General features: G+C 71.9%; 28 protein-coding genes. 12 read left to right on the top strand and 16 right to left on the bottom strand.

Annotated elements, in window-relative coordinates:
* Nucleotides 1–161: 161 nt before the first annotated feature.
* The 4 genes from OG574_RS23405 (at nucleotide 162) to OG574_RS23390 (ending at nucleotide 4,698) form a co-directional block, all read left to right on the top strand.
* Nucleotides 162–1,442 (top strand): aspartate kinase, encoded by a 1,281-nt coding sequence (locus OG574_RS23405; RefSeq protein WP_100596380.1) that lies wholly within the window; start codon nucleotides 162–164, stop codon nucleotides 1,440–1,442.
* Complete coding sequence (locus OG574_RS23400; protein ID WP_100596379.1) at nucleotides 1,442–2,509, top strand: aspartate-semialdehyde dehydrogenase; 1,068 nt, start codon at nucleotides 1,442–1,444, stop codon at nucleotides 2,507–2,509. The genes OG574_RS23405 and OG574_RS23400 overlap by 1 nt, the downstream gene beginning before the upstream one ends.
* Before the next feature lie 357 nt (nucleotides 2,510–2,866).
* Nucleotides 2,867–3,535 carry a SigE family RNA polymerase sigma factor gene (locus OG574_RS23395; protein ID WP_100596378.1) on the top strand — a complete coding sequence of 223 codons (669 nt, stop codon included), beginning with the start codon at nucleotides 2,867–2,869 and terminating at the stop codon, nucleotides 3,533–3,535.
* Nucleotides 3,536–3,600: 65 nt separating this feature from the next.
* Nucleotides 3,601–4,698, top strand: coding sequence for a hypothetical protein (locus tag OG574_RS23390; RefSeq protein WP_326774806.1), 1,098 nt, complete (start codon nucleotides 3,601–3,603; stop codon nucleotides 4,696–4,698).
* Nucleotides 4,699–4,775: 77 nt separating this feature from the next.
* On the opposite strand, the gene OG574_RS23385 is transcribed toward OG574_RS23390, so the two are convergent.
* From OG574_RS23385 to OG574_RS23375, 3 genes are all read right to left on the bottom strand, one after another.
* Entirely contained in the window at nucleotides 4,776–5,603 is an 828-nt protein-coding gene (locus tag OG574_RS23385) for an SURF1 family protein (protein ID WP_326774805.1), read from the bottom strand.
* A gap of 124 nt (nucleotides 5,604–5,727) precedes the next feature.
* Entirely contained in the window at nucleotides 5,728–7,542 is a 1,815-nt protein-coding gene (locus OG574_RS23380; protein ID WP_326774804.1) for a S9 family peptidase, read from the bottom strand.
* Between the two features lie 86 nt (nucleotides 7,543–7,628).
* Nucleotides 7,629–9,083 (bottom strand): helix-turn-helix domain-containing protein, encoded by a 1,455-nt coding sequence (locus OG574_RS23375; RefSeq protein WP_326774803.1) that lies wholly within the window; start codon nucleotides 9,081–9,083, stop codon nucleotides 7,629–7,631.
* A 178-nt stretch (nucleotides 9,084–9,261) separates the two neighbouring features.
* On the opposite strand from OG574_RS23375, the gene OG574_RS23370 reads away from it, so the two are divergent.
* A complete protein-coding gene (locus OG574_RS23370; protein WP_326774802.1) occupies nucleotides 9,262–10,617 on the top strand; it encodes a M64 family metallopeptidase in 1,356 nt (451 codons plus the stop codon).
* A 27-nt stretch (nucleotides 10,618–10,644) separates the two neighbouring features.
* On the opposite strand, the gene OG574_RS23365 is transcribed toward OG574_RS23370, so the two are convergent.
* Entirely contained in the window at nucleotides 10,645–11,583 is a 939-nt protein-coding gene (locus tag OG574_RS23365) for a M56 family metallopeptidase (RefSeq protein ID WP_326774801.1), read from the bottom strand.
* A complete protein-coding gene (locus tag OG574_RS23360; RefSeq protein ID WP_326774800.1) occupies nucleotides 11,580–12,005 on the bottom strand; it encodes a BlaI/MecI/CopY family transcriptional regulator in 426 nt (141 codons plus the stop codon). The genes OG574_RS23365 and OG574_RS23360 overlap by 4 nt, the downstream gene beginning before the upstream one ends.
* A 130-nt stretch (nucleotides 12,006–12,135) precedes the next feature.
* On the opposite strand from OG574_RS23360, the gene OG574_RS23355 reads away from it, so the two are divergent.
* The gene (locus OG574_RS23355; protein ID WP_326774799.1) at nucleotides 12,136–12,813 is read left to right on the top strand and encodes a DedA family protein; all 678 of its coding nucleotides are present in this window, start codon (nucleotides 12,136–12,138) and stop codon (nucleotides 12,811–12,813) included.
* Entirely contained in the window at nucleotides 12,810–13,418 is a 609-nt protein-coding gene (locus tag OG574_RS23350) for a phosphatase PAP2 family protein (protein ID WP_326774798.1), read from the top strand. The genes OG574_RS23355 and OG574_RS23350 overlap by 4 nt, the downstream gene beginning before the upstream one ends.
* Before the next feature lie 120 nt (nucleotides 13,419–13,538).
* Here OG574_RS23350 and OG574_RS23345 read toward each other — a convergent pair whose 3' ends face one another.
* Nucleotides 13,539–15,011, bottom strand: coding sequence for a flotillin family protein (locus OG574_RS23345; RefSeq protein ID WP_326774797.1), 1,473 nt, complete (start codon nucleotides 15,009–15,011; stop codon nucleotides 13,539–13,541).
* Between the two features lie 84 nt (nucleotides 15,012–15,095).
* On the bottom strand, nucleotides 15,096–15,617 hold the full coding sequence (locus OG574_RS23340; RefSeq protein WP_326774796.1) for a hypothetical protein: 522 nt from the start codon (nucleotides 15,615–15,617) through the stop codon (nucleotides 15,096–15,098).
* Nucleotides 15,618–15,815: 198 nt separating this feature from the next.
* Here OG574_RS23340 and OG574_RS23335 point away from each other — a divergent pair, with 198 nt between their 5' ends.
* Nucleotides 15,816–16,943 (top strand): PP2C family protein-serine/threonine phosphatase, encoded by a 1,128-nt coding sequence (locus OG574_RS23335; RefSeq protein WP_326774795.1) that lies wholly within the window; start codon nucleotides 15,816–15,818, stop codon nucleotides 16,941–16,943.
* A 203-nt stretch (nucleotides 16,944–17,146) separates the two neighbouring features.
* Complete coding sequence (locus tag OG574_RS23330; RefSeq protein WP_326774794.1) at nucleotides 17,147–17,425, top strand: chaplin; 279 nt, start codon at nucleotides 17,147–17,149, stop codon at nucleotides 17,423–17,425.
* Nucleotides 17,426–17,485: 60 nt separating this feature from the next.
* On the opposite strand, the gene OG574_RS23325 is transcribed toward OG574_RS23330, so the two are convergent.
* From OG574_RS23325 to OG574_RS23285, 9 genes are all read right to left on the bottom strand, one after another.
* Nucleotides 17,486–18,337 (bottom strand): tyrosinase family protein, encoded by an 852-nt coding sequence (locus OG574_RS23325; RefSeq protein WP_326774793.1) that lies wholly within the window; start codon nucleotides 18,335–18,337, stop codon nucleotides 17,486–17,488.
* Between the two features lie 39 nt (nucleotides 18,338–18,376).
* Nucleotides 18,377–18,844, bottom strand: coding sequence for a tyrosinase family oxidase copper chaperone (locus OG574_RS23320; protein WP_326774792.1), 468 nt, complete (start codon nucleotides 18,842–18,844; stop codon nucleotides 18,377–18,379).
* Between the two features lie 12 nt (nucleotides 18,845–18,856).
* Nucleotides 18,857–19,363 carry a hypothetical protein gene (locus OG574_RS23315; protein ID WP_326774791.1) on the bottom strand — a complete coding sequence of 169 codons (507 nt, stop codon included), beginning with the start codon at nucleotides 19,361–19,363 and terminating at the stop codon, nucleotides 18,857–18,859.
* Between the two features lie 116 nt (nucleotides 19,364–19,479).
* Entirely contained in the window at nucleotides 19,480–20,118 is a 639-nt protein-coding gene (locus OG574_RS23310; RefSeq protein ID WP_326778589.1) for a vitamin K epoxide reductase family protein, read from the bottom strand.
* A 53-nt stretch (nucleotides 20,119–20,171) separates the two neighbouring features.
* A complete protein-coding gene (locus tag OG574_RS23305; RefSeq protein WP_326774790.1) occupies nucleotides 20,172–20,672 on the bottom strand; it encodes a DUF5949 family protein in 501 nt (166 codons plus the stop codon).
* 192 nt (nucleotides 20,673–20,864) lie between these two features.
* Nucleotides 20,865–21,110 (bottom strand): chaplin, encoded by a 246-nt coding sequence (locus OG574_RS23300; RefSeq protein ID WP_326774789.1) that lies wholly within the window; start codon nucleotides 21,108–21,110, stop codon nucleotides 20,865–20,867.
* Between the two features lie 84 nt (nucleotides 21,111–21,194).
* On the bottom strand, nucleotides 21,195–21,479 hold the full coding sequence (locus OG574_RS23295; RefSeq protein WP_326778588.1) for a hypothetical protein: 285 nt from the start codon (nucleotides 21,477–21,479) through the stop codon (nucleotides 21,195–21,197).
* Nucleotides 21,480–21,747: 268 nt separating this feature from the next.
* Complete coding sequence (locus OG574_RS23290) at nucleotides 21,748–22,425, bottom strand: hypothetical protein (protein ID WP_326774788.1); 678 nt, start codon at nucleotides 22,423–22,425, stop codon at nucleotides 21,748–21,750.
* A gap of 236 nt (nucleotides 22,426–22,661) precedes the next feature.
* Entirely contained in the window at nucleotides 22,662–22,901 is a 240-nt protein-coding gene (locus OG574_RS23285; RefSeq protein WP_326774787.1) for a chaplin, read from the bottom strand.
* Nucleotides 22,902–23,198: 297 nt separating this feature from the next.
* On the opposite strand from OG574_RS23285, the gene OG574_RS23280 reads away from it, so the two are divergent.
* From OG574_RS23280 to OG574_RS23270, 3 genes are read left to right on the top strand one after another with little or no spacing between them, the layout of a single operon-like run.
* Nucleotides 23,199–24,287 carry a DUF3344 domain-containing protein gene (locus tag OG574_RS23280; RefSeq protein ID WP_326774786.1) on the top strand — a complete coding sequence of 363 codons (1,089 nt, stop codon included), beginning with the start codon at nucleotides 23,199–23,201 and terminating at the stop codon, nucleotides 24,285–24,287.
* 35 nt (nucleotides 24,288–24,322) lie between these two features.
* Complete coding sequence (locus OG574_RS23275; protein ID WP_326774785.1) at nucleotides 24,323–25,456, top strand: glycosyltransferase; 1,134 nt, start codon at nucleotides 24,323–24,325, stop codon at nucleotides 25,454–25,456.
* Nucleotides 25,453–26,925 (top strand): exopolysaccharide biosynthesis polyprenyl glycosylphosphotransferase, encoded by a 1,473-nt coding sequence (locus OG574_RS23270; protein WP_326774784.1) that lies wholly within the window; start codon nucleotides 25,453–25,455, stop codon nucleotides 26,923–26,925. Before OG574_RS23275 ends, OG574_RS23270 begins: the two co-directional genes overlap by 4 nt.
* Nucleotides 26,926–26,942 lie beyond the last annotated feature (17 nt).

The following is a 26,942-nucleotide window of genomic DNA, read 5'->3' as shown; positions in this document are numbered from 1 at the left end:
GGCATGCGCCTGTCCGAGCGGCCGGAGCGTGAAGCCCCACCGGGTCCCTGTGCCCGGTGATCACTTTCTGAGCGGGACATCTCAGGATGTGGTATTCCCGGGGCTGATTTCGGCCGCTCGTTAGACTGAGCCGACCGAGACAAACTGAGCGAGGAGCGCACGTGGGCCTTGTCGTGCAGAAGTACGGAGGCTCCTCCGTAGCCGATGCCGAAGGCATCAAGCGGGTCGCCAAGCGAATCGTCGACGCCAAGAAGAACGGCAACCAGGTGGTTGTCGTGGTGTCCGCGATGGGCGACACGACGGATGAGTTGATCGATCTCGCCGGGCAGGTATCCCCGATCCCTGCCGGGCGCGAATTCGACATGCTGCTGACCGCCGGAGAGCGGATCTCCATGGCCCTGCTGGCCATGGCGATCAAAAACCTGGGCCACGAGGCCCAGTCGTTCACGGGCAGTCAGGCCGGCGTCATCACCGACTCGGTCCACAACAAAGCCCGGATCATCGATGTGACGCCGGGACGGATCAGGACGGCGCTCGACGAGGGCAACATCGCCATCGTCGCCGGGTTCCAGGGCGTCAGCCAGGACAAGAAGGACATCACCACGCTCGGCCGTGGCGGGTCCGACACGACCGCAGTCGCCCTCGCCGCGGCCCTCGACGCCGAGGTGTGCGAGATCTACACGGACGTCGACGGCGTGTTCACCGCCGACCCGCGCGTCGTGAAGAAGGCGCGGAAGATCGACTGGATCTCCTTCGAGGACATGCTGGAGCTCGCCAGCTCCGGGTCCAAGGTGCTCCTCCACCGCTGTGTGGAGTACGCGCGCCGCTACAACATCCCGATCCACGTCCGCTCGTCCTTCTCGGGACTGCAGGGCACCTGGGTCAGCAACGAACCGCACTTTGATCAAGGGGACCAGAAGGTGGAGCAGGCCATCATCTCCGGTGTCGCTCACGACACCTCCGAGGCGAAGATCACCGTCGTCGGTGTCCCGGACAAGCCCGGGGAGGCCGCGAACATCTTCCGGGCCATCGCGGACTCCCAGGTCAACATCGACATGATCGTGCAGAACGTGTCCGCGGCCTCGACCGGCCTGACGGACATCTCGTTCACTCTCCCGAAGACCGAGGGCCGCAAGGCCATCGACGCCCTGGAGAAGACGAAGAGCGCGGTCGGCTTCGAGTCCCTGCGCTACGACGACCAGATCGCCAAGATCTCCCTCGTGGGCGCCGGTATGAAGACGAACCCGGGTGTCACGGCCGGGTTCTTCGAGGCGCTCAGCGACGCGGGCGTCAACATCGAGCTCATCTCGACCTCCGAGATCCGCATCTCGGTCGTCACGCGCGCCGACGATGTGACCGAGGCCGTGCGCGCCGTGCACACCGCCTTCGGCCTCGACTCGGACTCCGACGAGGCCGTGGTCTACGGAGGCACCGGCCGCTGATGGCTCAGACCGACAGGCCGACGCTCGCGGTCGTGGGAGCGACCGGGGCCGTCGGCGCGGTCATGCTCCAGATCCTTTCGCAGCACGCGGACATCTGGGGCGAGATCCGCCTGATCGCCTCCTCACGCTCGGCCGGCCGCAAGCTGGCCGTGCGCGGGGAGGAGGTCGAGGTCATGGCCCTGTGCGAAGAGGTCTTCGACGGGGTCGACGTCGCGATGTTCGACGTACCCGACGAGATCTCCGCGCAGTGGGCGCCCGTCGCCGCCTCCAAGGGGGCGGTCGTCGTGGACAACTCGGCCGCCTTCCGCATGGACCCGGACGTGCCGCTCGTCGTGCCCGAGGTCAATCCGCACGCCGCGCGCGTGCGGCCGCGCGGCATCGTCGCCAACCCCAACTGCACGACCCTCTCGATGATCGTCGCCGTCGGAGCGCTGCACGCCGAGTTCGGGCTGCGCGAGCTGGTCGTCTCCAGCTACCAGGCCGTCAGCGGGGCCGGCCGAGCCGGCATCGACACCCTGCGCCAGCAGATGTCGCTCGTGGCCGGTACGGAGCTCGGGACCCACCCCGGCGACGTACGCCGTGCGGTCGGCGACAACACCGGCCCCTTCCTCGAGCCCGTGGCGCTCAACGTCGTGCCGTGGGCCGGGTCCCTGCGCGAGGACGGCTGGTCCTCGGAGGAGATGAAGGTGCGGGACGAGTCCCGCAAGATCCTCGGCCTGCCGGACCTCAAGGTCGCGGTGACGTGTGTACGCGTCCCCGTCGTCACCACGCACTCCCTGACCGTCCACGCCCGCTTCCAGAGCGAGGTCACGGTCGACAAGGCACGCGAGATCCTCGCGACCGCGCCCGGTGTCGTGCTCTTCGACAACCCGGCCGCCGGTGAGTTCCCGACGCCCGCCGATGTGGTGGGCACCGACCCGACCTGGGTGGGCCGTGTCCGGCGCTCCCTCGACGACCCGGCCGGGCTCGAATTCTTCGTGTGCGGGGACAATCTGCGCAAGGGTGCGGCCCTGAACACCGCGCAGATCGCCGAGCTGGTGGCCCAGGAGTTCCCGCCCGCCGCGTGAGTTCGGCCTCTTCACCGTCCGGAAGCCGGGCTTGGTGTTCTTTTATCCGGCGCGCTTTATAAGATCTGTGAAGGACCTGTGGGCGATCGGTGGTCTTAACCACTTGAACGCGACGGTCCGCGCGTCCGAAGATTCGTCGAAGATCCCTCCCCGTTCCGTGCAACCGCGCACGGGACGGGGAGCGTCTTTGCGATCGCCTTTCGGGGGCGCCGGGCCTAGGGGCGCCAGGGGAAACTGGGGCATAGGGGAAGAGCGGGTACGCATGAGGGCACTTGACGCAGCGTCATGGATGATGCCTGCCGCAAACAGGACGCCTGTCGCGTACAACCCTGACGGGGGGAAGCGTGTCCAACAGGCGTGGCAGAGGTACTCGATTTCACAGCGGTTCAGGCGAGGGGCGCGGCCCTTCGCCCGCCCCGGCGTCCCCGGATGTCCGGTTCGTCCGGCGGCATGCCGGTGATCGCCCCCATGCCAGCAGCGCGGCCTGCCCGCATACCCACTCAGCGCGAAGGCGCTGAGGAGACGATGGCAGCAGGCACCACGGTCGACCATCTCACCGAGACCTACCGCGCCCACTACCGGTCGCTTCTCGGTCTCGCGGCCCTGCTCCTGGACGACACGGCCTCGTGCGAGGACGTCGTGCAGGAGGCGTTCATCAGGGTCCACTCCGCGCGCAAGAGAGTGCGTGACCCCGAGAAGACGCTCGCGTATCTGCGGCAGACGGTCGTGAACCTCTCGCGCTCCGCCCTGCGCCGCCGCATCCTCGGCCTGAAGCTTCTGACGAAGCCGATGCCCGACATGGCGAGCGCGGAGGAGGGCGCGTACGACCTCCTTGAGCGCGACGCGCTGAAGAAGGCGCTGCGCGGGCTGCAGCGCCGTCAGCGCGAGGTCCTCGTCATGCGCTACTTCGCGGACATGACCGAGGCGCAGGTGGCGGAGGCCCTGGGCATCTCCCTCGGATCAGTGAAGGCGTACGGATCCCGGGGCATAGCGGCGCTGCGCGTCGCCATGGAGGCCCCCGCATGAGCAGCGACAAGCACCGCAATGATCGGGATGAGCAGAACAGGCATGTGGGATCCGGGGATGGAACTGTGAATCACGGCCCCGGCCAGGACGACGGCCTCTTCGGCGGTCCCGAGGATCCCTTCGGCCGCCCGGACTCCGCGGGCGGCGCGGACTCTGTCGACCCGCTGGACTCCCTCGGCAGTGACGAGCTGGCGCTGCGGCGCCTGTTGCACGAGGCCGTGGAGGAGATCGAGCCGACGAACGGGACGCTCGAACATCTGCGCCGCGCAGTGCCCGCCCGGCGGGCCCGTAAGCGGCAGGCCGTCGTCGGTATGGCGGCCGCGGCCCTGTTCATCGGCACGGCGATCCCCGCGCTCGTCCATGTGGCGGGCCAGAGCGGGTCGAACGACCGGCCGTCCATCGCCGGCAACAGCGAGGCGTCGCACGGCGGTACGGGCTCCGGGAAGGGGCCCGACGGCGGCGAGAGCGGCACGGGGAGCCCTTCGGGCAAGTCCAAGTCCAAGGACAAGGACGGCAAGAAGGGCAAGCCCGGTGACAAGGGCAAGGGTGCGGGCGGTGGTGCCACCGGGGGCCCTGATCCCGCGAGCACGGCGGCCGCGAGCTCCCCGGTCTGCGGGGCGGCCGACCTCGGCGGCGCCCCGGCGAACGTCGGCGCGGCCGACGCGGGCGGCAATGTCTACGGCTCCTTCCGCGTCACGAACATCTCCCAGGCGAACTGCTCCGTGGACACCCCCGGCACCGTCTCCGTCATGGCCCAGGGCGCGGCCGACCCGGCCAAGGTCAACGTCGTCGACCACACGGCGGGCGACGCCGCGACCGGGCTGCCCGACCCGTCGACGGAGCCCAGCCAGCTGATCCTCGAACCGGGCATGTCGTACGAGGTCCGCTTCGCATGGATCCCGTCCGCGGAGTGCCCGACCACGGGAGGCGGTGGCGACCCGTCGCCCAGCCCGACCCCGTCCGGCGGCACCACGGGCGACGCGACGGGCTCGAACCCGGACCAGAGCGGCCTGTCCACGCAGCTGGTGGCCGAGGGCCCGACGGCCGACGGCAGCGTAGCGGTCTCCCACACAGCGGAAGGGGGCACGCCCTCCTCCAGCGCGACCATCCCCAACGCGTGCTCGGGAACGGTGTACCGCACGGGGATTCTGCCGGCGTCCTAGGGGGAGCGGCGGGGCGAAACCCGGCCTCGCCGGGGGCGCCTCGCACTCGCACTCGCCCTTGCGGCGGAGGTGCCGGACTAGCCTCGGGCCGCTTCGGGGCTCGCGGGCTCCGGGGAGTCTGCCGCGTCCGAAGCGTCATCCGATTCCGTGAGCCCCAGGGCGGCGTCCCGCGCGAACTCCGCCTCGCGGCGCAGCAGGCGGAACCACATGAAGACCACGAAGCCCGCGAAGACGAACCACTCGCCGGTGTAGCCCAGGTTCTGGAACGCCTTCAGGTCGAGGCCACTGCCCTGCGGCGCCGTCGCCGGTACCGCCGTCATCCCCGAGTCCGCCCTGTCGAGCGTGACCCACGCGTCGTAGACGTCGTACGGGACGAGGTTCACCAGGGATGCCGCGCTGATCGCGCCGAGCTGCCCGGCCGGCAGGCCCCCCGCGGCGGGCGCCCCGCCCGAGCCGGGGCTCTCGGAGGCCTGGAGCGCGCCGGTGACGGTGACCTCGCCCCGGGGCGCGGCGGGAGTCTTCGCGGCGCTCGCCGCGCCGGGCACCCAGCCGCGTACGACGGGCAGCGCCCGACCGGCGCCCCCCTCCGTGCGCAGCAGCGTCACCACGTAGAAGCCGGTCCTGCCGTCGAGTTCACGGTCGGGGACCAGGAACTGCTTGCCGTAGTGCCCGGTCGCGGTGGCCCGCTTGCCGGACGTCTTCTGGTCCACGGGCAGCAGGGAGTCGAGCGGCCGGGGCGCGGCCTTCTCGTTCGCCGTCGACTGCGCCGAGGCGTCCTTGTGGCCCTGCACCCGGTCCTCGAAGCGGCCGAGCTGCCAGGAGCCCATGAAGACGCAGAAGGGGATGGCGAGCACGACGAACAGGTTGATCCCCCACCACCGGGGGGTCAGCAGGAACCGGTACACCCTCCCCACGGTACGGCTCCCGCGCGGGGACCCGGGCCGCGGGGTGGGCCCGGCTCTCAGGACCACCCACCCCGGGACCCGTAGCCTCGCGTCCCCGTGCCCGCCCCGCGCGAGAGCGTCGCCGTCAGGTCAGATGGCGCGCCGCGAAGTCCAGCTCCAGCCGCACCTGCTTGATCCGCTCCTCCACGACGAGCGAACCGTGCCCCGCGTCGTACCGGTACACCTCGTGCGTCGCGCCGCGTGCCGCGAGCCGGTCCACATAGTTGTCGATCTGGCGGATCGGGCACCGCGGGTCGTTGACCCCTGCCGAGATGTAGACCGGGGCCTTCACCTCGTCCACGTACGTCAGCGGGGACGAGGCGGTGAAGCGGTCGGGGACCTCTTCAGGGGTGCCGCCGAACAGCGTGCGGTCCAGCGCCTTGAGGGCCTCCATCTCGTCGTGGTACGCCGTGACGTAGTCCGCGACGGGCACGGCCGCGAGGCCCACCGCCCAGACGTCCGGCTGGGTGCCGACGCCGAGGAGCGTGAGGTATCCGCCCCACGAGCCGCCCGCGAGGACGAGCCGGTCCGGGTCGGCGAGCCCGGACGACACGGCCCACTCGCGGACCGCCGAGACGTCCTCCAGCTCGATGAGGCCGACGCGGTGCTTGAGCGCGTCCGTCCACTCGCGCCCGTATCCGGTCGAGCCCCGGTAGTTGACCCGGACCACCGCGTACCCGTGGTCCACCCAGGCCGCGGGTCCGGCCGCGAACGAGTCGCTGTCGTGCCACGTCGGCCCCCCGTGCACCTCGAACACGGTGGGCAGCGGCCCCGTCGTCCCCGCCGGCTTCTGTACGAGGGCGTGGATGCGGCCGCCGGGCCCCTCGACCCACACGTCCTCCACCGGCACCGACGCGGGCGCCTTGAGCCCGGGCGGATCGAGGACCACGCCACCCGACGTGGACCGGACGACCGATGGCTCCGCCGCCGAGGACCACAGGTACTCCACGCTGCCGTCGGGCCGCGCCGTCGCCCCCGACACCGTGCCCGGCGGCGTCTCGACGCGGGTCAGCGCGCCCGAGCCGACCTCGTACCGCCACAGGTCGCTGCGGGCCTCGAAGCTGTGCGCGACCAGGAGGGCGGAGCCGTCCGGATACCACTCGGCGGAGACGTCACCGGGCAGGTCGAGGGCGAGATCGGTCTCCTCGCCCGACGCCACGTCCCACACCATCGGCTCCCAGCGTCCGCGCCGCTGATGCCCGACGAGGAGCCGGTTGTCCCCGTCGACCGGAGCGAAGCCCAGGACTTCCAGGCCCAGCTCCTGCATGCCGCCCTTGGTGTCGTCGAGCTCGGCGACCGTCGTCCCGTCGGGCCGCACCACACGCAGCGCCGAGTGCATGGCGTCTCCGTGCTCCGTGTGCTCGATGGCGATGAGGGTGCCGTCGTGCGAGAGGTCACCGACGCCGGCCGATTCGCGGTGCCGGTAGATCTCCTGGGGCGCGCCGCCGTCGCGGACGACATGGATCGTCGTGCCGTCCTCGTCCGTGGAGCGGCCCACGACCGCCGTCGAACCGTCCCTCCCGATGGCCAGGCCCGCCGGGTACGAGGCTTCGAGCCCGTCCACCGCGGGGACGTCGTCGCCCCCGCCGAAGGGCTGGCGCAGCCACACCCCGAACTCGTCGCCGTCCTTGTCGCTGAACCACCAGATCCACTCGCCGTCGGGGGACAGGACGCCGTCCGTCGTCCCGTTCGGCCGGTCCGTCGCTCTGCGCTGCTCGCCCGTCGCCCGGTCCCACGCGTACAGCTCGTACGTCCCCGTCGCGTTCGACACGAACAGGGAGCGGTCCGGCGCGTCCTCCGCCCAGTCGGGCAGGGACACCCGCGGCGCACGGAAGCGCTTCTCCCAGTCCGGCATGGATCCGCCGCCCGCCCCCCGAGGGGCCCCGTTGCTCTCAGTCATGGCCCCATAGTGCCTCCACCGGCCGACAATCCGCCGACGAGGTTCCCCAGCCTGTGGATAACTCCAGCCTGTGGATGGCTTCCCGGTCACACGGGCGGCTCGGCGGGTGCCGGGCCGAGGGTGGTGGTGCCGGGCGCGGCGCGGTGTCCGAGGCCCGTGCGGTACGTGTCGAGGGCGGCGTCGATACGGCCCGTGCGGCGGTAGAGGTCGCCGAGCAGGCGGCACAGGTCGGCCAGGTCGCCCGCCGCGCCGGCGCGTTCGAGCAGGCTCAGTGCGGTGACGTAGTGCTCCTCCGCGGCCTCGGCCGCCGCCGTGTCCTCCGGGTCGCCCGCGGCCCCCGACTCCTCCGCGATGATGCCGAGCAGCCGGTGCGCGCCCGCCGCGTGGACGGCGCCGCGCTCCGGATTCAGGTCGCCGAGCAGGGCCCGCAGCAGCGCGGCCGCCTCGTCGCTGCTGCCCCTGCGGCGCAGTACGTCGGCCAGCTCCACCTCGACCTGCGTCGTGTAGAGCACCGCCCGCTTGGCCGACAGCATGTCGCGCGCGGTTCTCAACTCCCTTTCCGCGTCGGCGAGTCGGCCGTCCTGGGCGTGCACATAGCCACGCATCCAGTGGCAGTGCGCGAGTTCGGTGCGGATCTGGAGCCGCTGGTACAGCTCGGCGGCCTTGCTCAGGGAGGCGTCGGCCTCCGCGGCGCGGCCCTCGGCGAGGAGCGTACGGGCCACCGAGCGGTGCATCTTGGCGACGAGTACGGGGTCCCCGGCCTGCGGGGCCAGCGAGAGCGCCAGCTCGGCGGCCTGCGCGGCGCGCGCGTGGGCGCCCATGTCCATGTACGGGGCGATGGTCGCGGTGTAGAGCAGCAGCAGGGCGTCCGGGTCGTGCAGGCCGCTGGTGTTCAGCTCGTCGAGCGCGGACTCCAGGAGGTAGCACGCGTACCGCAGCTCTCCGGAGAGGTAGTGCGCGAGGGCACGCGCGCGCACGACGGGGGCGCGCTGGGGCAGCGGTGCGCCTACTGCGACGAGCAGCGCTTCGGCGGCCTCGAAGTGCCGGTGGGCGGCGGGGAGTTCGCCGGTCTCCAGGGCGCACTCGCCGAGGCCGAGTTCGGCGGCGGCCTGTTCGGCGGTGAGGCCGTGCCGCTCGGCCTCGGCACGCAGCTTCTCGTAGAGGACGGCGGCCTCCTCGGCGGCGCCCGTGGTGAGCCCGCGCTGGGCCTCGGTGAGGCGCAGGCGCAGCCGGGTGGCGAGGTGGGCGGGCTGCCCCGTCGTGAGCTCCTCGTAGGTCACTCCGAGGCGCTCGGCGACATGCCGCAGGGCGGCGTCGGAGGGGCGGACGCGGCCCGCTTCCAGGGTGGAGATGTAGGCGGGCGTGTAGACGGGCTCGGCGACCTGGCGCTGGGTCAACCCGCGTTCCGTACGCAGACGCAGGACGCGGCGGCCGATGGGTTCGTCGGCAGGTTCGGCGGGCTCGGCGTCCGGTACGAGGCCGGGTTCCCCGTCCGGTATGGAGCCGGGGCCGCCCGCCTCCGGGGTGCTGTCGTGCGTCATCGTGCGGCGCGCCGCCCTTCCTGTCCCGCTCCGTGGTTCCGCACCCGCAACTGTTCTTCGCCGCAGGGCACTTGAGTCTTACCCCTTGTCAGCCGTCACGCCACCCCCTAGGTTGATCGACCGATTAAGTCTGATTAACCCAGCACTTATGTCTCCTACTTGAGTACCCGAGGTCCTCGTGCCGATACCCAAGTCCCCGCGCCGCCCCCTGCCTGCCGCGCTCCTCGCCGGTGTACTCGCGGCCGCCGCCCTCGGTGGTGCCGGCCTCGCCGGTCACGCCGACGCCGCCGAAGCCGCGGGCCGTTCCGACACGGGGACCCGTACGGTCGAGTACTTCGCCGACTCCCACGGAGAGGGCCGGCACGTCCAGGTTCCCGCCGCCGTACCGGCGGAGATCCGTAAGGAGAGGCGCGCGCCCGCGACGGCCGCCCCGGACGGCGAGGTCACCGCGCTGCAGAAGACGGGCCCCTCCGAGGGCCGCCTCGACCTCGTGATCATGGGCGACGGCTACACGGCGGACCAGCAGGAGGACTTCAGGCAGGACGCCGAGTCCAAGCTCGCCTCGATCTTCGCGATCGAGCCGTACAAGAGCTACAAGGGCCTCTTCAACTTCTGGCTCGTCAACGCGGTCTCGAACGAATCGGGTGTCTCCGGGGATCCCACCCAGGACGTCGTCAAGGACACCGCGCTCAGTAGTTACTTCTTCTGCGACGACGTCGAGCGGCTGCTGTGCATCGACGAGAAGAAGGTCGACTCGTACGCACAGCAGGCCCCGGACTCCGACATCGTCTTCGTCGTCTCGAACGCCACGAAGTACGGCGGCGCCGGTTACAGCGGCGTCCAGTCGACGGCCGGGCACACCGGCATCGCCACGATGTCCTCCGACAACGACCGCTCGTACCTGATCGGCGCCCACGAACTGGGCCACTCCATAGGCCTGCTGGCCGACGAGTACCAGTACGACGGCTACGGCAGGTACCCCGGCGCGGAGCCCGTCGAGCCCAACACCAGCATCCAGACGGCGGACGGCATGTCCGGCGCCAAGGCCAAGTGGTACCGCTGGCTCGGCGAGAGCGACCCGGCGGGCGGGACCGTGGGCACGTACGAGGGCGGCGGCTACTACGAGTACGGGATCTACCGCCCCACCCAGAACTCGATCATGCGCGCCCTGGACACCGAGCAGTTCAACCTCGTCGGCCGCGAGGCGATGATCGCCGGCTTCTACCGCGACGCCGACGTGCTCACGGCCCGCACCCCCACCGCCCGCACCCTGCGCCCCCAGGACCACATCCGCGTGGACCTCGCGCCGCTCGCCAAGGGCCTGTCCGACGTGCGCGTGCACTGGTACGTCGACGGGGTCGAGGTGCGCCGCGCCGCCGCGGAGCACAGCGTCACCGGCAAGGAGCTCGGCGCGCGCAAGGGCATGCACACCATCACGGCGACCGCCGTCGACAGCAGCGCGTCGCTGCGGGACCCGGCGGCGATCCGGGCGGCGTCCAACAGCGTCAGCTGGACGGTGAAGACGGGTAAGTGACGGGCCACGCGCGCGAGGAGGCCGGATTCAGCGGCCGGTCTCTCCCTGGGCGACCTCCACGCCCGCGTGCAGGTCGTGAGCCGCGTCGGCGACCGCGCCGGCCGAGAGCGCCGCGCACACCAGGAGCGCGCCGGCCAGCGCGCGCCGCAGCGCCTTGCGCGGGCGGGCCGACGTGGCGTTCGTGGTCAGCAGGGCGGTGACGCGCCGCGGCACCGGGCCGGCCGCGACGGCGAGCGCCGTACGGGGCCGTGATCCGGCCCCCGGGAAGCGGGCCGCGGCGAGAGCGGCCCGGCCGATCGCGCGCGCGGTGAGCGCCCGGTCGCCCGTCGCGGTGGCGGCGGACTCGTCCGCCCAGCGCTCGAGCGCGTAGGCAAGGGGTTCGCGCAGACCGCGCAGCATCGGGTGCAGGGTGACGGCCAGTTCGGCCGCCGCGAGGAACAGGTGGTGGCGGCCCGCGAGGTGGGCGCGCTCGTGCGCGAAGAGCACCTCGCGCTCCCGCGCGTCGAGGGACCGCAGCATCCCCGTCGTCACGACGATCCGGCCGGGGCGGCCCGGAAGGGCGTAGGCGTACGGGAGTTCGTCCGGCCGCACGGAGAGTTCGTCGGCGCCGGCGGACCCGGCGCGGGCCGCCCGCATCTCGCGCCGCTGCCGCAGCCCCGTACGGACCAGCGCGAACGCGCCAGCAGCCAACGCGAGCGCGGCGAGGACCGACGCGGGAACGAGCACCGGGGAGCCGTCGCCGAGGAGGGGTGGCGACAGACGCCCGAGGGCGGCCACGGGAGGCAGCCGCAGCGCCCCGGCGGAGGCGAGGAGTCCGAGCGAGGCCGTGCTGGACCCGGCGAGGACGACGGAGAAGCCCGCCAGCGTCCACGCCGCCGCGCGGGGCGGCAGCCACTCGGCGGCGCGCCGCGCGGCGGGCACGGCGAGCAGCGGCATGAGCAGCGGGATCCAGACGGCGAAGATCATCGGCCGGTACCTCCGGGGTCGCCGCTCCCTGTGCCGCCTTCGGTACCGCTGTCGCCTCCGCCGTCGCCGTCGAGCAGCGCGCGCAGCATCTGCTCGTCCTCGCTGCTCAGCTCGGAGACGAAACGGGCCAGCACCGTGCCGCGGTCCTCGTCCTTGTCGAGTTCGGCGTGCATACGGCGGGCCGTGAGCCCGTGCGCGTCCTGCGCGGGCCGGTACGCGTAGCCGCGGCCCGCCCGGTCCCGGGTGACCGTCCCCTTGCCGTAGAGCCGGGTCAGGATCGTGGTCACGGTGGTGCGGGCCAGGCCGTCGGCGAGCGCCCGCTGCACCTCGCCGGGTGTGAGCGGCGTCTCGGCGGCCCAGAGCGCGGCGAGGACGCTCGCCTCCAGCTCGCCCGCGGGACGCCGTTCCTGCTCCTCGGCCATGGAACGATCCTCCGCTCTTCTTCGTCTACAGTTGAGTAGACCGTCTACACGACTGTAGTCGTGCGGTCGGCGCGCCGGCTCGCGGCCGCCGTTCAGCCCATTATGAGACGACCGAGAGAGGAGCGGCCCCATGGCCGTAGACCCCCTCGCCGCCGCCCAAGCGGTGAACGTGCTGGACGCGGGTTCCCTCCTGTCCGCCTTCGGCGCCCTCGGCGTGGCCGTCGTCCTGTTCGCGGAGACCGGACTGCTCGTCGGGTTCTTCCTGCCGGGCGACTCGCTGCTCTTCACGGCCGGCCTGCTGTGCGCGGGCGGCTCGCACGGGCCCGTCCACCTCTCGCTGCCGCAGGTCCTGGCCGCCGCCGTCGTGGGCGCGCTGGCCGGAGCGCAGGCCGGGTACTGGATCGGGCGGCGCGGCGGCCGCGCGCTCCTCGCCCGCAGCAGAGCCAAGCGGCTGCACGAGGGGGCGGCCCGCGCCGAGGAGCTTCTCGATCGGTACGGGCACGCCAAGGCGATCGTCCTGGCCCGATTCGTCCCCGTCGTCCGTACGGTGCTCAATCCGCTGGCCGGAGCGCTCGGGGTGCCGGCGCGGGTCTTCACGGTGTGGCAGGTCGTCGGCGGCCTCGTCTGGACGGTCGGCCTGGTCCTCGCGGGCTACGGACTCGGCTCGTCGGTGCCGAACGTCGACCGTTACCTCCTGCCGATCGTCGCCCTCGTCGTCATCGTCTCCCTGATCCCGCTGGTCCTGGAGGTGTGGCGCTCCCGCGCCCGGTCTCGTGAGCGCCGCGCCGCGGAGGAGGGCACTTCATGACCGCACCCCTCGCCTTCAGCGGCGCGTCCGTGGACGGCGGTCTCTACACGTGGGTGACCGACCTGGCGCACAGCACTCCGCACGCGGTGAACGCCGTCGTGTCCGCCTGGTCGGACTACGGGCTCGCGCTTTTCGCCGTACTCATGATCGCGGCGTGGTGGCGCGCGAGAGGCGAGGGCGGCGTCCTGATGGCCCGGGCCCTCGCGTCCCCGGTCATCGTCGTGGTCGCCTATGCGGTGAACTCCCTGTTCAAGTCGGTCGTCGACGAACAGCGTCCGTGCCGCACGCTCCACACGGTGACCGTGGAGGCGTGCCCGGCACTCGGGGACTGGTCGTTCCCCAGCAACCACGCGGTGATCGCCGCCGCGGCGGCCGTCACGCTGCTGCTCGCCGACCGCCGCATCGGCCTGATCGCGGTCCCGGCGGCGGTCCTGATGGGCGCCTCCCGGGTGTGGATCGGCGCGCACTACCCGCACGACGTCGCGGTGGGCCTGGCCGTAGGCGCCACTCTGGCCCTCCTGCTCACCCCGCTCGCGACCCGGGCCGCCCCACTGGTGGACCGCCTGAGCACGACGCGTCTACGGCCACTGGTGTCCACGCACTGACGGGGCGGCGCCGGTCACGGCAACAGGGCGGCGCCCATGCCCGTAGACCGGCCCCGGGACCGGAATCCCGACGACCTGAATACGGCGGACGCCGCCCTGCTGATGCCGCTGCCTGGGAAGTTACTCCCCGGCGACCTCGATCCGGCCGTTGCTGTCCGCGGCGGAAGCGGAAGCGGATCCGGCCGCGGGCGCAGGCACCTGCCCCTTGGCCGCAGCTGCCGAACCCGATCCCGAAGTAAGCCCCTTGAGGAGCGACGCCAGGTCGACTCCCGTGGTGGAGCTGAGGAGTTCGACCCCCTGCGCGACGTTGTCGGCGACCGTGCGCGACAGCTGGCTCGCGCCGTCCGTCGAGATCACCGTCATCTTGTCCACGGCGCTCAGCGGCTCGGACGCCTTCGCGACGACGCTCGGCAGCACCTCGACGACCATCTGGAGCACCGCGGCGTCGCCGTACCGCGCGAACGCGTCGGCCTTCTTGTGCATGGCCTCCGCCTCGGCGGCACCCTTCGCGCCGATCGAGGCCGCCTCGGCCTCACCCTCCAGGCGGACGGCGTCGGCGAGCGCCGCACGGTGCGCCTTCTCGCCCTCACCGGTCAGCCGCGACCGCGCGGCGTCGGCCTCCGCCTGCTTGACCAGACCGATACGGCGGGCCTCCGCCTCCTGCTCGGCCTGGTAGCGCGCGGCGTCGGCGGGCTTACGGACCTGGGTGTCCAGCTCGCGGTCGGTCAGGGCCGCCTGGCGCTGGGCGACCTTCTCCTGCTCGGCGAGCACCTCCTGCCGGCGCGCGGCCTCGGCCAGCGGACCGGCGGCCCCGGCACGCGCCGCGGCCTCGTCGGTCTCGGCCTTGATCTCGGCCTGCTTCAGGTAGAAGGTCCGCTGCGCGATCGCGATCTCCTCCTCAGCCTTCAGCCGGGCCTGCTCGGCGGCGCGGCGCGCGACCGCCTCGGCGATGTCGGCCTCCTGCTTGGCGCGGGCGGCCTCGGGCCGGCCGAGGTCCTCCAGGTACGAGCCCTCGGTGGTGATGTCCTGGATCTGGAAGGCGTCGAGGACGAGGCCCTGCCCGGAGAGGCTGGCCTCGGCCTCCTCGGCGACCTGCCCGGCGAACGCGGCCCGGTCCCGGATGATGTCCTCGACCGACATCCGGCCGACGATGGAGCGCAGGGCGCCCGAGAGCACCTCCTGCGTGAAGCCGACGATGCCGCCCTGCTGGGCGAGGAAGCGCTGGGCCGCGGCCCGGATCGAGTCCTCGGTGCCGCCGACCTTGACGATGGCGACGCCCTCGAGGTTGGCCTTCACTCCGCGCAGCGTGACCGCGCCGCGCACGGCGATCGGAATGTGCCGCGACGACAGGTCGAGGGTGAACTTCTGCTGGACGAACGGGACGACGAAGACGCCGCCGCCGACCACGACCTTCTGGCCGCTGTTGTCGGTGAACACCCGGCCGGTCTCCGGGTCGGTGGCCTGCTTCCCGCGCCGCCCGGTGACGATGAACGCCTCGCTGGGCCCGGCCACCTTGTACCGGGTCACGACGACGAGCGCGAGCAGCACGACGAGTACGACGACTCCGATGACGGAGATGAGCACTGGACTCATGGTGATTCCCCCCTCCTGCCCCCTGGGGGACGGTGGATCGATTACGTATGTATGGCCACGGCTGTAGGACCCCGGCGGAGGCGCTCAGCGCTGGACGGGCCGCACGGCGACCGACGTGGGCGAGAGGGACTCCTCGACCCAGATCTCGCTGCCCCGTGCCACGGCCGTCGCCCCTGCGCTCTTCGCCGCGAGCTTCACCGGCTGGCCGGCGAGCCGCAGCAGCACCTCGCCGTAGCCGTCGGCCGGGATCGCCGTGACGACGGAACCCGCCGTGCCGACGAGGTCGTCGCCGCGCGGGGCGGATCCGTCCTGATCGCGCATCAGGGCCCGACTCAGCCGCCAGGTCAGCCACCCGGCCGCGACCCCCGCGCCGGCCCCCACGGCGGTGGCGGGCCCCGCCCCGAGGCCGGTGGTGCCGAGCACGAGTGCACCGCCGAAGCCGAGCATCGAGACGAACCCGGCGACGACCGGCAGCGAGAGCAGCCCGTCGAAGAGCCCGTCGAGGAACCCGGCGCCGCCGAAGAGCCCTTCGAGCACGCCGTCGAAGACGAGGGCGAGCACCAGCAGCACGACCCCCGCGATACCGAGCCCCAGAAAAACCGTCACCGCATCCCCCTTCCGGCCGTACCCGTACCGGCCGCCCCCTTCGGTGATGGCCACATCCTCGCACCACGACCGGCGTTCGCACATTGCCATATCCCGGCAATCTTTACTGTTCATTGATGCCGGGTTTTACCGCCCTTTGCGAGGCCGTTGCGGGAACTTTCGCCACTCCACCGGCCGTTGGTCAAGCCGGGGTGACGTATGACCGAGGCGAAGGGTCAGGAAAGCCGGGGGAGAGGCCGGGCGTACCGCGTGCTGTCCGCCCTGCCCTACGGGGTCATGGCTCTGGTCGCGCTCGCGGACGTGGCGTCCGGCCCGGGCGGGGGTCTGCTGCCGCTCGCCTCGCTCGGCCCCGCCTTCGCGGGCCTCGTGGGCAGCTGGCGGCGCACGGCGTGGATCGGCGGCATCGCCATGGCCCTGTGCTCGCTCCTCGCGGTGGACGACGGGCAGTTGGGCGAGCGCCGGGGGTACACGGCGCTGATCTGCGTCCTCGGCGTGACCGCCACGGGCATAGCCGCCGCTGTGATGCGCGGCCGCCGGGACGCCGAGCTGGCGAGCGTGCGCTCGATAGCGGAGGTGGCCCAGCGCGTGCTGCTGCGCCCGGTGCCCCGCAGCGCCGGCCCGCTGCGGGTGGCGGTGTCGTACACATCGGCGGTGGCAGAGGCCCGGATAGGCGGCGATCTGTACGAGGTCGTGGCCTCGCCGGGCGGCGTACGCGTGATCATCGGCGATGTGCAGGGCAAGGGGCTCGACGCCGTCGAGACGGCGGCGCTCGTCCTCGGCGCGTTCCGCGAGGCCGCGCACGACGAGCCCGAACTGCTCGGCCTGAGCCGCCGCCTGGAGCGCGCCGTGGACCGGGACCTGCACGGCGAGAAGTTCGTGACCGCGCTCCTCGCCGAGGTACGGGGCGGCGGCAGCGAGGTCACGTTCCTCAACTTCGGGCACCCGGCCGCCATGCTCGTACGCCCCGACGGCTCGGCCCACTTCCCGCGCCCGCCGCAGTACGCGCTGCCGCTCGGCCTCGGCGTGCACGGAGCGGAGGGGCCCGAGCCGTACACCGTCGGGTTCGAGCCGGGCGACCAGATCCTCCTGTACACCGACGGCGTCACGGAGGCGCGGGACCGGGCCGGAGACTTCTACCCGCTCGGCGACCGCGCCTCGCTCCTCAAGGACCCCGACCCGGAGGCCGCCCTCAAGGAGCTGCGCGCCGACCTGGTCCACCACGCGGCGGGCCCCCTGCACGACGACGCGGCGATGCTCCTCCTGCGCCACCGCCACGAAGAGCCGCCCGGCACCGTGCCACCATTCGTGCCCTCCGCCCCGCAATAATTCGCGCCACGAATTTCCGACGATTTTCCGCACAGGCGACCGTGCGCAACGGAACTAGGCCGCCCTATTCCGCCGGAATCACCATAAATCGGGGTCCGTCGGATGGATGTCGTTAAGGCCGTTACCTGGGCGGGGCGAGTCCGTTGAACCGGTATGCGGACGCGATCTTGCGGCCGTATCCGTCCAGCAAAAAGGAGAACGTGATGTCTCGCATCGCGAAGGCCGCCGCTGTCGCGCTCGGCACCGGCGCCGTGGTGATCAGCGGTGCCGGCCTGGCCATGGCCGACGCCGGCGCCCAGGGCGTGGCCGCCGGTTCGCCCGGCGTCGTCTCGGGCAACGCCGCCCAGGTCCCGGTCCACGTCCCGATCAACCTCTGCGGCAACACCGTCGACGTCATCGGCCTGCTGAACCCGGCCTTCGGCAACGCCTGCGCCAACGATGAGGACCACGACGGGGGCGACAACGGCGGCTACGGCGGCTGACACCCCGACAAAGGCCCCCGGCGCGGATGCGCGGGGGCCTTTTCTCATGAGTGGCGCGGATTATGCGTACCGATACAAATGCCCGTGCTCGATCATCGAACTCGGCTTCACTTTCCAGGGCGGCATCGGCTCGTCAAGAGTCACGACACGCCCCATCGTCCCTCCGGCCGGCAAATAGGGAGCCGAGTCGGGGTAATTCCGGTGCCAGCGCGACCAGAGCAGATCAACGAACGCGTGGTTGAGCCAGAAGACCGGGTCGTTCACTGCGTCCGCGCCGAGCATGTGCCCGCCGACCCACCGGTGCACCCGGTTGTGGTTACGGAACTTGCCGTTCCCCACCCCCGAGGTCCAGCCCTCGACCTTGTTGCGGAACCCGCGTGAGGACGTCGAGTTCCACGGGGCCGAGTCGTACAGCGCATCCTGCATGGCCCAGGCCAGTTCGTCCTTGGTGGGCAGCTCGATCGGATCGTGGGGGCGGCCGAAGTCCCGGGTCAGGTATTCGCCCTCCGTCACGCCCTCCTTGATGGGCCAGTGCCCGTTCCCGTAGGCGAAAGGACCGGTCGTCACCCGCCGGTCGGAGCGGCGGCCGTTCCCGCCGAGGAACCCCTCGCCCCACAGCGACGACGTGGGGGAGCGGTCCACCGTCCAGTCCCAGTAGGGGACGGAGACCCCGGGGTCCACGCGCTGAAGCGCGCCTTCGAACTCCAGGAGGAACTGCCTGTGCCAGGGCAGGAAGGTCGGCGCCATGTGCGCGACCCGCTGCCCGCCGTCCCCGTCACCGACGTAGAACGCCACGTGCATTCGCACGAATTCGTCGTACTGCCCGCTGCGTTTGATCGCGAGCAGCGCGGACACGAACCGCTTCTTCTGCGCTGTCGTGAGCGCGCTCTGGTTCTGCCGCGTGTAGACCAACGCCGTCCTGCTCCTTCAACTTCGGCTGTGCCGCGGCGCTCAGAGCACCTGCCGGCGCAGTATCTGGTGACCGAGCTCGTCCACGGCCCCCCTCGCCGCGGCCAGGGGGGTGGGATACGACTGGTAGTGGTCGACCATGCTCAGATAGCTGCCGTCGGCACGGCGCATCAGATGCAGCGGCCGGCCGTCGACCGTGACGTCCCAGCGCCCGGACCGCTGCCCCGGCTTCTGCCCGAGGTGGGCGCGCATCATCGAGCCCTGTCCGCGCGTTCCGCGGATGTGACGGCCGCGGTAGGTCTCCTCGAAGTCCCTGCCGGACGCGCCCCGCAGATCGTCGTGCGGCTCGCGGAAGGTCCGGCCGACGAGGGCGGCGGCCGGCACCACGGCGGCGGCGAGCGCGACCCCGATCAGCCGCCGCACTGCGGTCCGGCGCGTCACGACCCCCTGGCCGACGGGACCGAGACCGACAGGTGGGGTACCGGCTTCCACTGGCGTCTCCTCTTCCATACTGCGTGCGGGTCACGCGATGTCGAGCGCGGCTCCCGGCGCCGTCGTCAGCAGCGGAGTTACGACCGCGGCCTCGGGAAGCGCCACATCCGGGAGCCCGAAGCGGTCGGCCGGCGGGCCGGTGAGCGGCGGGTTGACCGACGCTCCGGGGGTGGCCGTCCGCACGTCGGACCCCGCGGTGGTCAGGCCCAGGTGATCGACCTTGTGGTCCCCCGTCACCTGGGACAGCGGCGCCTCGAGCCGCGTTTCGGGCAACTCGCTGCTGAGCGGAACCGCCGGCAGCAGCGGCTCGGGAAGCATCCGCCCGGCCACGAAGCGCGGGGCGTCGGGCCCGCCCGGCAGCGGGATCGGCACTCCGGTCGACAGCTCGGGCGCCTTCACGTGCAGCGCGTTCTCCACACCGGTCAGCGGAACGGCTACGGGTACCTGCTCGCCCGCGACGGCGGGAGCGGCGCCCGCGCCCGCGGCGGCGAGGCAGCCGGCCAGTACAGCGAGCGTCCCTCTGGCAGTTGGCTTCATGTCGGACACGGATCCTTTCGGGCTTCGCGGTACTGGTCACCGCGAAAGGAGTAACGACCCGGCGGGCGGCATCAGTGCAAATTTCCCTCGCCCGGCGCAATTGGCCGATATGTGTATCAGCTGGTCCAGAAGTCCCACCAGCGGGTCAGGATCAGCATCCCGATGATCCCGACGTGCAGCACGGGAAGAACCCACGTGAACTCGCCGAAGAACGACCGCAGCCACGACGGCGCGGGCAGGAACCCGTTGCGCACGTTGAACGACGTCACGTACCAGAACATGACGATCGTGGCGACCCACGCCAAAGAGCACCACAGGCACAGCGAGTTGATCCGGTACAGCGACTGGAACTGCAGCCACGTGCAGAACCCGACCCCGAACAGCGTGCCCGCGTTGAACGTCAGCCAGTACCAGCGCGGGAAGCTCGCCCGCCCCAGCAGGCTCATCCCCACACAGATCACGACCGCGTAGGCCGCGAGCCCCAGCATCGGGTTCGGGAACCCGAACGCCGACGCCTGCTCGCTCTTCATGATGTTCCCGCACGACACGACCGGGTTCAGACTGCAGCCCGGCGTGAAGTTCGGGTCCTCGAGCAGCTTGAACTTGTCGATCGTGATGACCCACGCCGCGAGCAGCCCCGCCGCACCGGTGATCACCAGAAGCAGCGCGAAACCCAGGGAACGGGACTCCGGAGCGGAACGCGAAGCCTCAACCGAGCTGTCACCGTGCCGAGTTGGACCGGGCTGCCGCGGCATCGGGGCCGGGCGTCCCTCGGTGTTCGTGGTTCCCATGGGCCACTTCCTTCTCGTCAGACGCGCAGCTTGCGTACGGGGAGCAGGCAGTGGGCCGCGCCGGTCAGCGTCGCCTCGTCGCCCGCGAACGAGGCGAAGTCCTCCTCGGCGACCGGGCTGCCGGGCACCGCCGAGGTCCAGGGGCGCGTGGTGAACACGAAGTACGCGTAACCGCGTTCGGCCGCGGCGGCCAGCCACTCGGGGGGCGCGACGCACTGGGCATTGAGGTACGGCATGTTGACGACGGCCTGGCCGGCCTCGACGAGCAGCGAGACGGGGAAGCTGGGCTTGCCCGTGGCGTCCACGACCTTGCCGACCGGCAGGCCGTTGTTCTCCAGCAGGATTCGTACCGCTTCGGTCGATGCCTCCTGCCCGCCCGCGCCGTCCCCCAGGGAGTAGGCCAGCAGGAAGGGCATGTCCCCTGCCTCGTCCGGGTGTTCGCCGCTCCATGCGATGACGGCGAGGGTGCCCAGATCGATGGCGCGGAAGGCGCGGTTCTCAGTCGGCGTTGAAGTCACCACGGCAGCGTAGCCACGGGCGCCGGGCGCCCCGGCGACCTTTCACCCGCTTGGGGGAACGGCCCCCACTCGAACGAGAATTGGGGCCGCGCCGGACACGCCAAGAGGCCGGTCCGGGGCCGCTCGGAGCGGGGGGCCGGCCTCTTGTCGGCCTGAGTGCCGCTTCGCGCGAGAGGCGCGCGAAGGGCTGCGTCAGCCGATCTGGCCGCTGTTGCCGAAGGCCGGGTTCAGCAGGCCGATGACGTCGACGGTGTTCCCGACGGCGTTGACCGGAACGTCGATCGGCACCTGGACGACGTTGCCCGAACCGACGCCCGGGGAGCCCACCGCGGCACCCTCCGCGCCGGCGCCGCCGTGGGCGAAGGCGCTGCCCGAAGCGGCGCCCGCAGCGAGACCGGCGACGGCCATGACCAGAGCAGCCTTCTTGGCAGTGTTCATCTCAAAAACCTTCCCAATTGGGGTTTTTTGCAGCTTATGAACCTGGTTGTACGGCGGGTGGCAGGAACACACCCGCGCAGATCGCTACTTGCCGAGGGGAAGGCCGCCGAGGAGTCCGGCCGGGGCGCCCGCACCGGCGTCGTTCACGTTGTCCGCCGTGTCCTGCACCGTGTTGAGGACCGAACCGCCCCGCTCCGTGTCGAGCATGTTGGTGTGCAGAGGCTGGGCGTCGAGCACCGACTGGTGGCTCAGCGTCTCGATCGCGCCGTTGAGGCTCGTCGGCGTGAGGTCGGAGGCGAAGGCGGGTGCGGCTGCACCGGCGATGACCATGGATCCGGCGACGACGGCGGCGGCCTTCAGGGGCTTCATCATGTTCCTTCCTTGGGGTGACGATTTGTCACCAGCGACGGAATATCCAACGAGCGTCCCCGGCAACGGAAACTCTGAGGTCAGGGGATTTGCCGAACCCACTCGAACGAAGGGCCGTGGAGTTCTCATATGAGATTTAGGAGGAGGTGAATTGTCGGCGCAGGGCGCCCGATCAGGCACGGCCGGAACATGAAAAGCCCGCCGCGCCGGTGCAGGACCGGCGCGACGGGTGGGCGGGGGCGCCCGCTTCGATACGGGCACGCCCCCGTCAGTCGTGCAGGGCGGGAGCCTTGGGGAGCGCCGGCGTCTGCGGGAGCGTGGAGGTGGACGGGAGGGACGCCGTGGACGGGAGCGGGACCCCCGGGAGTGCGGGGAGCTTGGGCAGGCCCGGCAGAGTGGGCGCGGGCAGCCCGCCACCGAGCAGCGTGGCGGCGAGCAGGTTCACCAGGCCGGTGACGACGTTCGTGGCCGCCGTGGCCACGCCCGCGACGTCACCCGCGGTGGACGCCTTGAGCAGCGCGTCGACGGCGGTCTGGAGCGCGGTCAGGGCGTCGCCCTTCACGTCCTTCCGGGCCGCCTTGGCGTCGTCGGGGGTGGCCGACTTCGGTGTGGTGGTGGTTGCGGGGACGGTGGCCTTGGCGGCGTCGATGGCCGCCTTGATCGCGTCCGCGTGCTTCTGTGCCGCCTCGGCGGACAGCTTTCCGTCGTCGGCCTTGAGGACCTCGGTGAGCAGGTCCGTGACCGGCGTGATGACGGAACTCATGCTGCCGAGCGTGCCGACCTGGCCCAGCAGCGCATCCGCTCCGGGAACCGGTGCGCGCAGTGCCTCGACGCTGCTGGAGCTTCCCGGGTCGCTTTCGGCGGCTATCGCGGGGGCGGCGGTGCCGAGGAGAATCGTCGCGCAAAGAGCGGTGGTAGCAATGCGCCGTACGGGCTGATGGTGCATGTTTGTTCCCTTTCGGTGGTGCGTGTCTGATCTTGTGACCACCGTGGAATGGCTGATCGCACTGCGCAACCGAACGGCGACACGCCGTGTGTGATCGCCCTCGTCTCTCGGCGTGTCGTGCCAGGTGGGGCGGCCGTTCGGGGGTCTGCGGGGCCCTCCCCCATACGGCGCAACGCACACAAGAACGGCCGCCCCGAAAGGGGCGGCCGCACGGAAGTGTCCGAGGGGAAACCGGATCAGTTGACGGCGCAGCGGGTGCCGAACGTCGGGTTCAGCAGGCCGATCACGTCGACCGTGTTGCTGCAGGCGTTCACGGGGACGTGAACGGGAACCTGGACGGTGTTGCCCGAGATCACGCCGGCGGAGTGGGTGGCGGCACCCTGCGCGCCACTGTCGGCGGCGGCGACGCCGGCGGTGCCGGCCAGAGCGGCGGCGGCAACGGTGGAAAAGACAAAGGCCTTCGCGGTACGCGACATGGGGGAGTGCTCCTCGGTCGGTTGATACGTCTCCGGGGCAAGCGCCCGGCTCGTGGATCAACGTGCGCCACCCGTGCGGGGTTGCGCCCCCGATCGGGTGACCGCGTGGCGGATAATTCACTTCTTCACCATTCAGACACACATGTCGGGTTTCCCAGATAAATCCTCATCTGTCGCTACAGTGGCTCACCTCCCGGCCCGGCGAGGCGGGGCGCAGAACCGTTTCCCATCAAATGTGACTTTCGCATTCTCATTTCCGTGATTCAGAAGCTCTTTGTCCCTGAAAGGGAATCGGCCATGCGTCATCACACGGGCTCGTTCCTGCGCCGCACGGCGGTGGGCGTCATTGCTCTTGCAGCGGTTTCCGCGACCTGTGGCGCCGCGGTCGCGCCGCCGGCCCGTGAGGCGGAGAGCATCGCTTTCACCCAGCGCTACCGGGCGCTTCAGCACGGTGGAGTGGTGCGGGCGGCCAACGCGGCGATCAGCTGCCGGACCGCTGCCGTCGGGGCCAAGGTGTCGTGCCCCGCGGCCCGTTCGGGCAGGGCGGCGGCCAACGGTGACTTCGACATGGTCTACACGGACATCGACCGCGACCCGAACACGTACAACTCCAGCAGCGCGGAGGTCCGGCTGCCCGCCGGCGCGAGGGTCACGTACGCGCGGCTCTACTGGGGTGGCAATCTCCGCGCGGGCGAGCAGAAGCCGGCCAGGGACAACGGCCGCGTGCTGCTGCACGAACCCGGCGGGAAGTACAGGGCGGTGCGCGCGGACACGTTGATCGGGCACCGCGTCGCGGGCGGCGCCGATGCCTATCAGGCGTCCGCCGATGTCACCCGGCTCGTGCGCGCGTCCGGCGGCGGGTCGTACACCGTCGCGCAGCTCAATGTGGCGAAGGGGCGCTCGGCGGCCGGGGCCTGGGGCGGCTGGACGCTGGTCGCCGCGTACGAGAAGGCGTCGGAGCCGCTGCGGCGGCTCGCGCTGTGGGACGGGTTCGCCTCCTTCGACGCGCGGCACCGCGACCACACGGTCCACCTGGCCGGGCTGCCCGTCGGCGCCGGACGTGTCGGCATGGTCGCGTACAACGGCGACCGCGGCGTCAAGGGTGACGCGCTGAGTGTCTCCTCGGGACGCGGGGCCCTGCCCGTCGCGCTCCAGAACGCGGCCAACCCGGCCGACGACGTGCTCAATTCGAGCATCAGTGAACCGGGACGCGCGCAGCCGAGAAGGGTCCCCGCGTACGCCGACACCCTCGGCTACGACTCGGACGTCTTCGCGCTCGGCCGGGGCATCGGACAGCGGGGGCCGGGGCTAGACCTCCGGATGACATCGCGGCGGGACACGGCCTGGATCGGCGTGCTCTTCGCAGCGGTCGACGCCAAGCCCTAGCGCGTCTCCCTCCTCCATGACGAAGGGAAACGCGCATGCAACTGACAGCGACACCCTCTCGACCGCGTGTCCTCCATGTCACCCAGCCCGTCGACGGCGGAGTGGCCCGCGTCGTCCGTGATCTGACCGAGGCTCAGCTCACGGCCGGCATGCGGATCAGCGTGGCCTGCCCGCCCGACGGTCCCCTCGCCGGATCGCTGCGCCGCATCGGCTGCGACGTTCTGCCCTGGGAGGCGACCCGCTCGCCCGGGCCCGGTATCGCGCGCGAAGTACGCGGCCTGGCCCGCCTCGTGGCGCAGGCGCGACCGACCCTCGTCCACGCGCACAGCGCCAAGGCCGGACTCGTCGCGCGCCTCGCCGTCCGCGGCCGGGTGCCCACCGTGTTCCAGCCGCACGCCTGGTCCTTCGAGGCGGTCGACGGCGCCACCGCCCGGATCGCCCTCGCCTGGGAGCGCCGGGGCGCGCGCTGGGCCTCCCGGGTCGTGTGCGTCAGCGAGGCGGAGCGCGCGACGGGCGAGCGCGCCGGGATCACCGCGCGCTGGGACGTCATCCCCAACGGCGTGGACCTCACCCGCTTCGTGCCCGCGCCCGAACCGCGCGAGGCCACCGCCGATCCGCTGGTGGTCTGCGTCGGGCGCATCTGCCGGCAGAAGGGCCAGGACGTCCTGGTGCGCGCCTGGCCCCTCGTACAGGAGAGGTTCCCGCGAGCTCGGCTCGTGCTGGTCGGGGACGGGCCCGACGTGCCGGCGCTGCGCCGGCAGGCCACCGCTTCCGTACGGTTCGTGGGCGCCGACGACCCCGTGCCCTGGTACCGGCAGGCCGACCTCGTGGTGCTGCCGTCCCGCTGGGAGGGCATGGCGCTCGCGCCCCTGGAGGCCATGGCCTGCGGGCGGCCCGTCGTCGTCACCGACGTGGACGGCGCCCGCGAGAGCCTGCCCGCCGGCCTCGTGGCCGACTGCCTCGTCCCGCCGGACGACCCCGCGGCACTCGCCCGCGCCCTGACCGGTCTGCTGCGCGACCCCCACCGGCTCGGCGCGCTCGGCGGCCTCGCCCTCCAGCACGCGCGCACGCACCACGACGTGCGGCGCACCGCCGACGCGGTCGCAGACGTGTACCGCGAACTACTGGGCGTGGAGCCCACAGAGTGCAGGGAGCCCATCAACACGTGACCGCGGAACGTACCGTTGCCTCCCCCGCGGGGCAGCCACGCGCCACTGCGCCGAGCACCCTCACCGCCTCGGTCATCCCGCCACGTGCCGAGGCGGGCGGCCGCCGGTCACCTGCGGGAAGGCGCGCCGCCGAGCGGCACCCCTCCCGTACGCCCCTCCTCGCGGCGGACGGTACGGCCGCCGTGCTGAGCACCCTCGTGATCGCGCCGGTCCAGCACCACCCGCTGCTCGTGATCGCGCTGGCCGCCGGGGTCGTGGCGGCGAACGCGCGCGCGGGCCTCTACCGCGGCGACGCGCCCCGCCTTCTGCTAGACGACTGGCCCGCGATCGGCGGCCGCATCGTGGTGATCTGGTGCGCCATGGCGGCCGGGCTCGCGGGGTTCCCGCAGCTCGACCCGCTGCCCGCCGCCACGCTCGCGGCGGGCGCCGCTCTGCACTGTCTCCTCGCGGGCGCGGGCCGGGGCCTCGTCTACCGGCGGCGCCGCGAGGCCGCCGCGCGCCGCCCCTGCCCGACCCTCCTCATCGGCCCCGAGACCATCGCCCGGCCGGTCGCCGCCGCCCTGCTGCGCCACCCGCGCTCGGGCGTACGCCCCGTCGGCATCCTGGCGGACAAGGGGCCCGAACGGCCGCCCGACCGCGACGGGCCCGACCTGCCCGTCCTCGGCACGGCCGACGAACTGCGCCGCGCGATCATCCGGAACGGGGTGCGGCGGGCGCTCCTCCTCGACGGCGCGGCGCCCGACCGGGCGACCTGGCTGGCGGTGCTCGGCGAGTACGGCTGCGGCGTCTGGGAGTTCGACCCGTCGGCCGACCCATACCTGGCGCGCTCCGGCGACGCGGCCCGGCACCTCGCCGGGTTCCGCTACCGGCCGCGACCGCCGGCCCGCCGCCGTGGCAGCGCCGGCAAGCGCGCGCTCGACCTCGTCGTCTCCGGCACCCTCCTCGTCCTGACCAGCCCGGTCCTGCTCGTGTGCGCCGTGTGGCTGCGCCTCGCCGAAGGGCCCGGCGTCGTCTTCCGGCAGGAGCGCGTCGGGAAGGACGGGAAGCCCTTCACGCTGCTGAAGTTCCGCACGCACCGCCCGATCGACGCGATGGAGTCCGCCACCCGGTGGAGCGTCGCCGACGAGAAGCAGATGGCGTGGTTCTGCCGGTTCCTGCGGCGCACCTCCCTGGACGAGCTGCTCCAGCTGTGGAACGTGTTCCGCGGCGACATGAGCCTCGTCGGCCCGCGCCCCGAACGCCCTTATTTCGTCATGCAGTTCAGCCAGGCCCACCCCGGATACGCCGAGCGGCACCGCATGCCGACCGGGATCACCGGCCTCGCCCAGATCCACGGTCTGCGCGGCGACACCTCCATCGAGGACCGCGCCCGCTTCGACAACGCGTACATCGACAGCTGGTCGCTGTGGCAGGACATCAGCATCCTGGTGCGCACCGCGGCCGCCCTCGTACGCTCCACGGGGAGTTGACCGCGTGACTGCCTCTC

It is taken from the genome of Streptomyces sp. NBC_01445, from assembly GCF_035918235.1.
Classification (GTDB): Bacteria; Actinomycetota; Actinomycetes; order Streptomycetales; family Streptomycetaceae; genus Streptomyces.
Note: the sequence above shows the minus strand (reverse complement) of the source record. Positions and strands in the feature narration are given on the sequence as shown.

What these genes read in the sequence shown, in the direction of transcription:
- OG574_RS23335 (WP_326774795.1), top strand. Translation starts at nt 15,816, where the DNA reads ATGACCGAGGCGAAGGGTCAGGAAAGCCGGGGGAGAGGCCGGGCGTAC.
- OG574_RS23345 (WP_326774797.1), bottom strand. Translation starts at nt 15,011, where the DNA reads ATGAGTCCAGTGCTCATCTCCGTCATCGGAGTCGTCGTACTCGTCGTG.
- OG574_RS23400 (WP_100596379.1), top strand. Translation starts at nt 1,442, where the DNA reads ATGGCTCAGACCGACAGGCCGACGCTCGCGGTCGTGGGAGCGACCGGG.
- OG574_RS23300 (WP_326774789.1), bottom strand. Translation starts at nt 21,110, where the DNA reads ATGAACACTGCCAAGAAGGCTGCTCTGGTCATGGCCGTCGCCGGTCTC.
- OG574_RS23285 (WP_326774787.1), bottom strand. Translation starts at nt 22,901, where the DNA reads ATGTCGCGTACCGCGAAGGCCTTTGTCTTTTCCACCGTTGCCGCCGCC.
- OG574_RS23310 (WP_326778589.1), bottom strand. Translation starts at nt 20,118, where the DNA reads ATGCCGCGGCAGCCCGGTCCAACTCGGCACGGTGACAGCTCGGTTGAG.
- OG574_RS23380 (WP_326774804.1), bottom strand. Translation starts at nt 7,542, where the DNA reads ATGACTGAGAGCAACGGGGCCCCTCGGGGGGCGGGCGGCGGATCCATG.
- OG574_RS23350 (WP_326774798.1), top strand. Translation starts at nt 12,810, where the DNA reads ATGACCGCACCCCTCGCCTTCAGCGGCGCGTCCGTGGACGGCGGTCTC.
- OG574_RS23355 (WP_326774799.1), top strand. Translation starts at nt 12,136, where the DNA reads ATGGCCGTAGACCCCCTCGCCGCCGCCCAAGCGGTGAACGTGCTGGAC.
- OG574_RS23320 (WP_326774792.1), bottom strand. Translation starts at nt 18,844, where the DNA reads ATGGAAGAGGAGACGCCAGTGGAAGCCGGTACCCCACCTGTCGGTCTC.
- OG574_RS23275 (WP_326774785.1), top strand. Translation starts at nt 24,323, where the DNA reads ATGCAACTGACAGCGACACCCTCTCGACCGCGTGTCCTCCATGTCACC.
- OG574_RS23280 (WP_326774786.1), top strand. Translation starts at nt 23,199, where the DNA reads ATGCGTCATCACACGGGCTCGTTCCTGCGCCGCACGGCGGTGGGCGTC.
- OG574_RS23315 (WP_326774791.1), bottom strand. Translation starts at nt 19,363, where the DNA reads ATGAAGCCAACTGCCAGAGGGACGCTCGCTGTACTGGCCGGCTGCCTC.
- OG574_RS23360 (WP_326774800.1), bottom strand. Translation starts at nt 12,005, where the DNA reads ATGGCCGAGGAGCAGGAACGGCGTCCCGCGGGCGAGCTGGAGGCGAGC.
- OG574_RS23295 (WP_326778588.1), bottom strand. Translation starts at nt 21,479, where the DNA reads ATGAAGCCCCTGAAGGCCGCCGCCGTCGTCGCCGGATCCATGGTCATC.
- OG574_RS23375 (WP_326774803.1), bottom strand. Translation starts at nt 9,083, where the DNA reads ATGACGCACGACAGCACCCCGGAGGCGGGCGGCCCCGGCTCCATACCG.
- OG574_RS23365 (WP_326774801.1), bottom strand. Translation starts at nt 11,583, where the DNA reads ATGATCTTCGCCGTCTGGATCCCGCTGCTCATGCCGCTGCTCGCCGTG.
- OG574_RS23290 (WP_326774788.1), bottom strand. Translation starts at nt 22,425, where the DNA reads ATGCACCATCAGCCCGTACGGCGCATTGCTACCACCGCTCTTTGCGCG.
- OG574_RS23330 (WP_326774794.1), top strand. Translation starts at nt 17,147, where the DNA reads ATGTCTCGCATCGCGAAGGCCGCCGCTGTCGCGCTCGGCACCGGCGCC.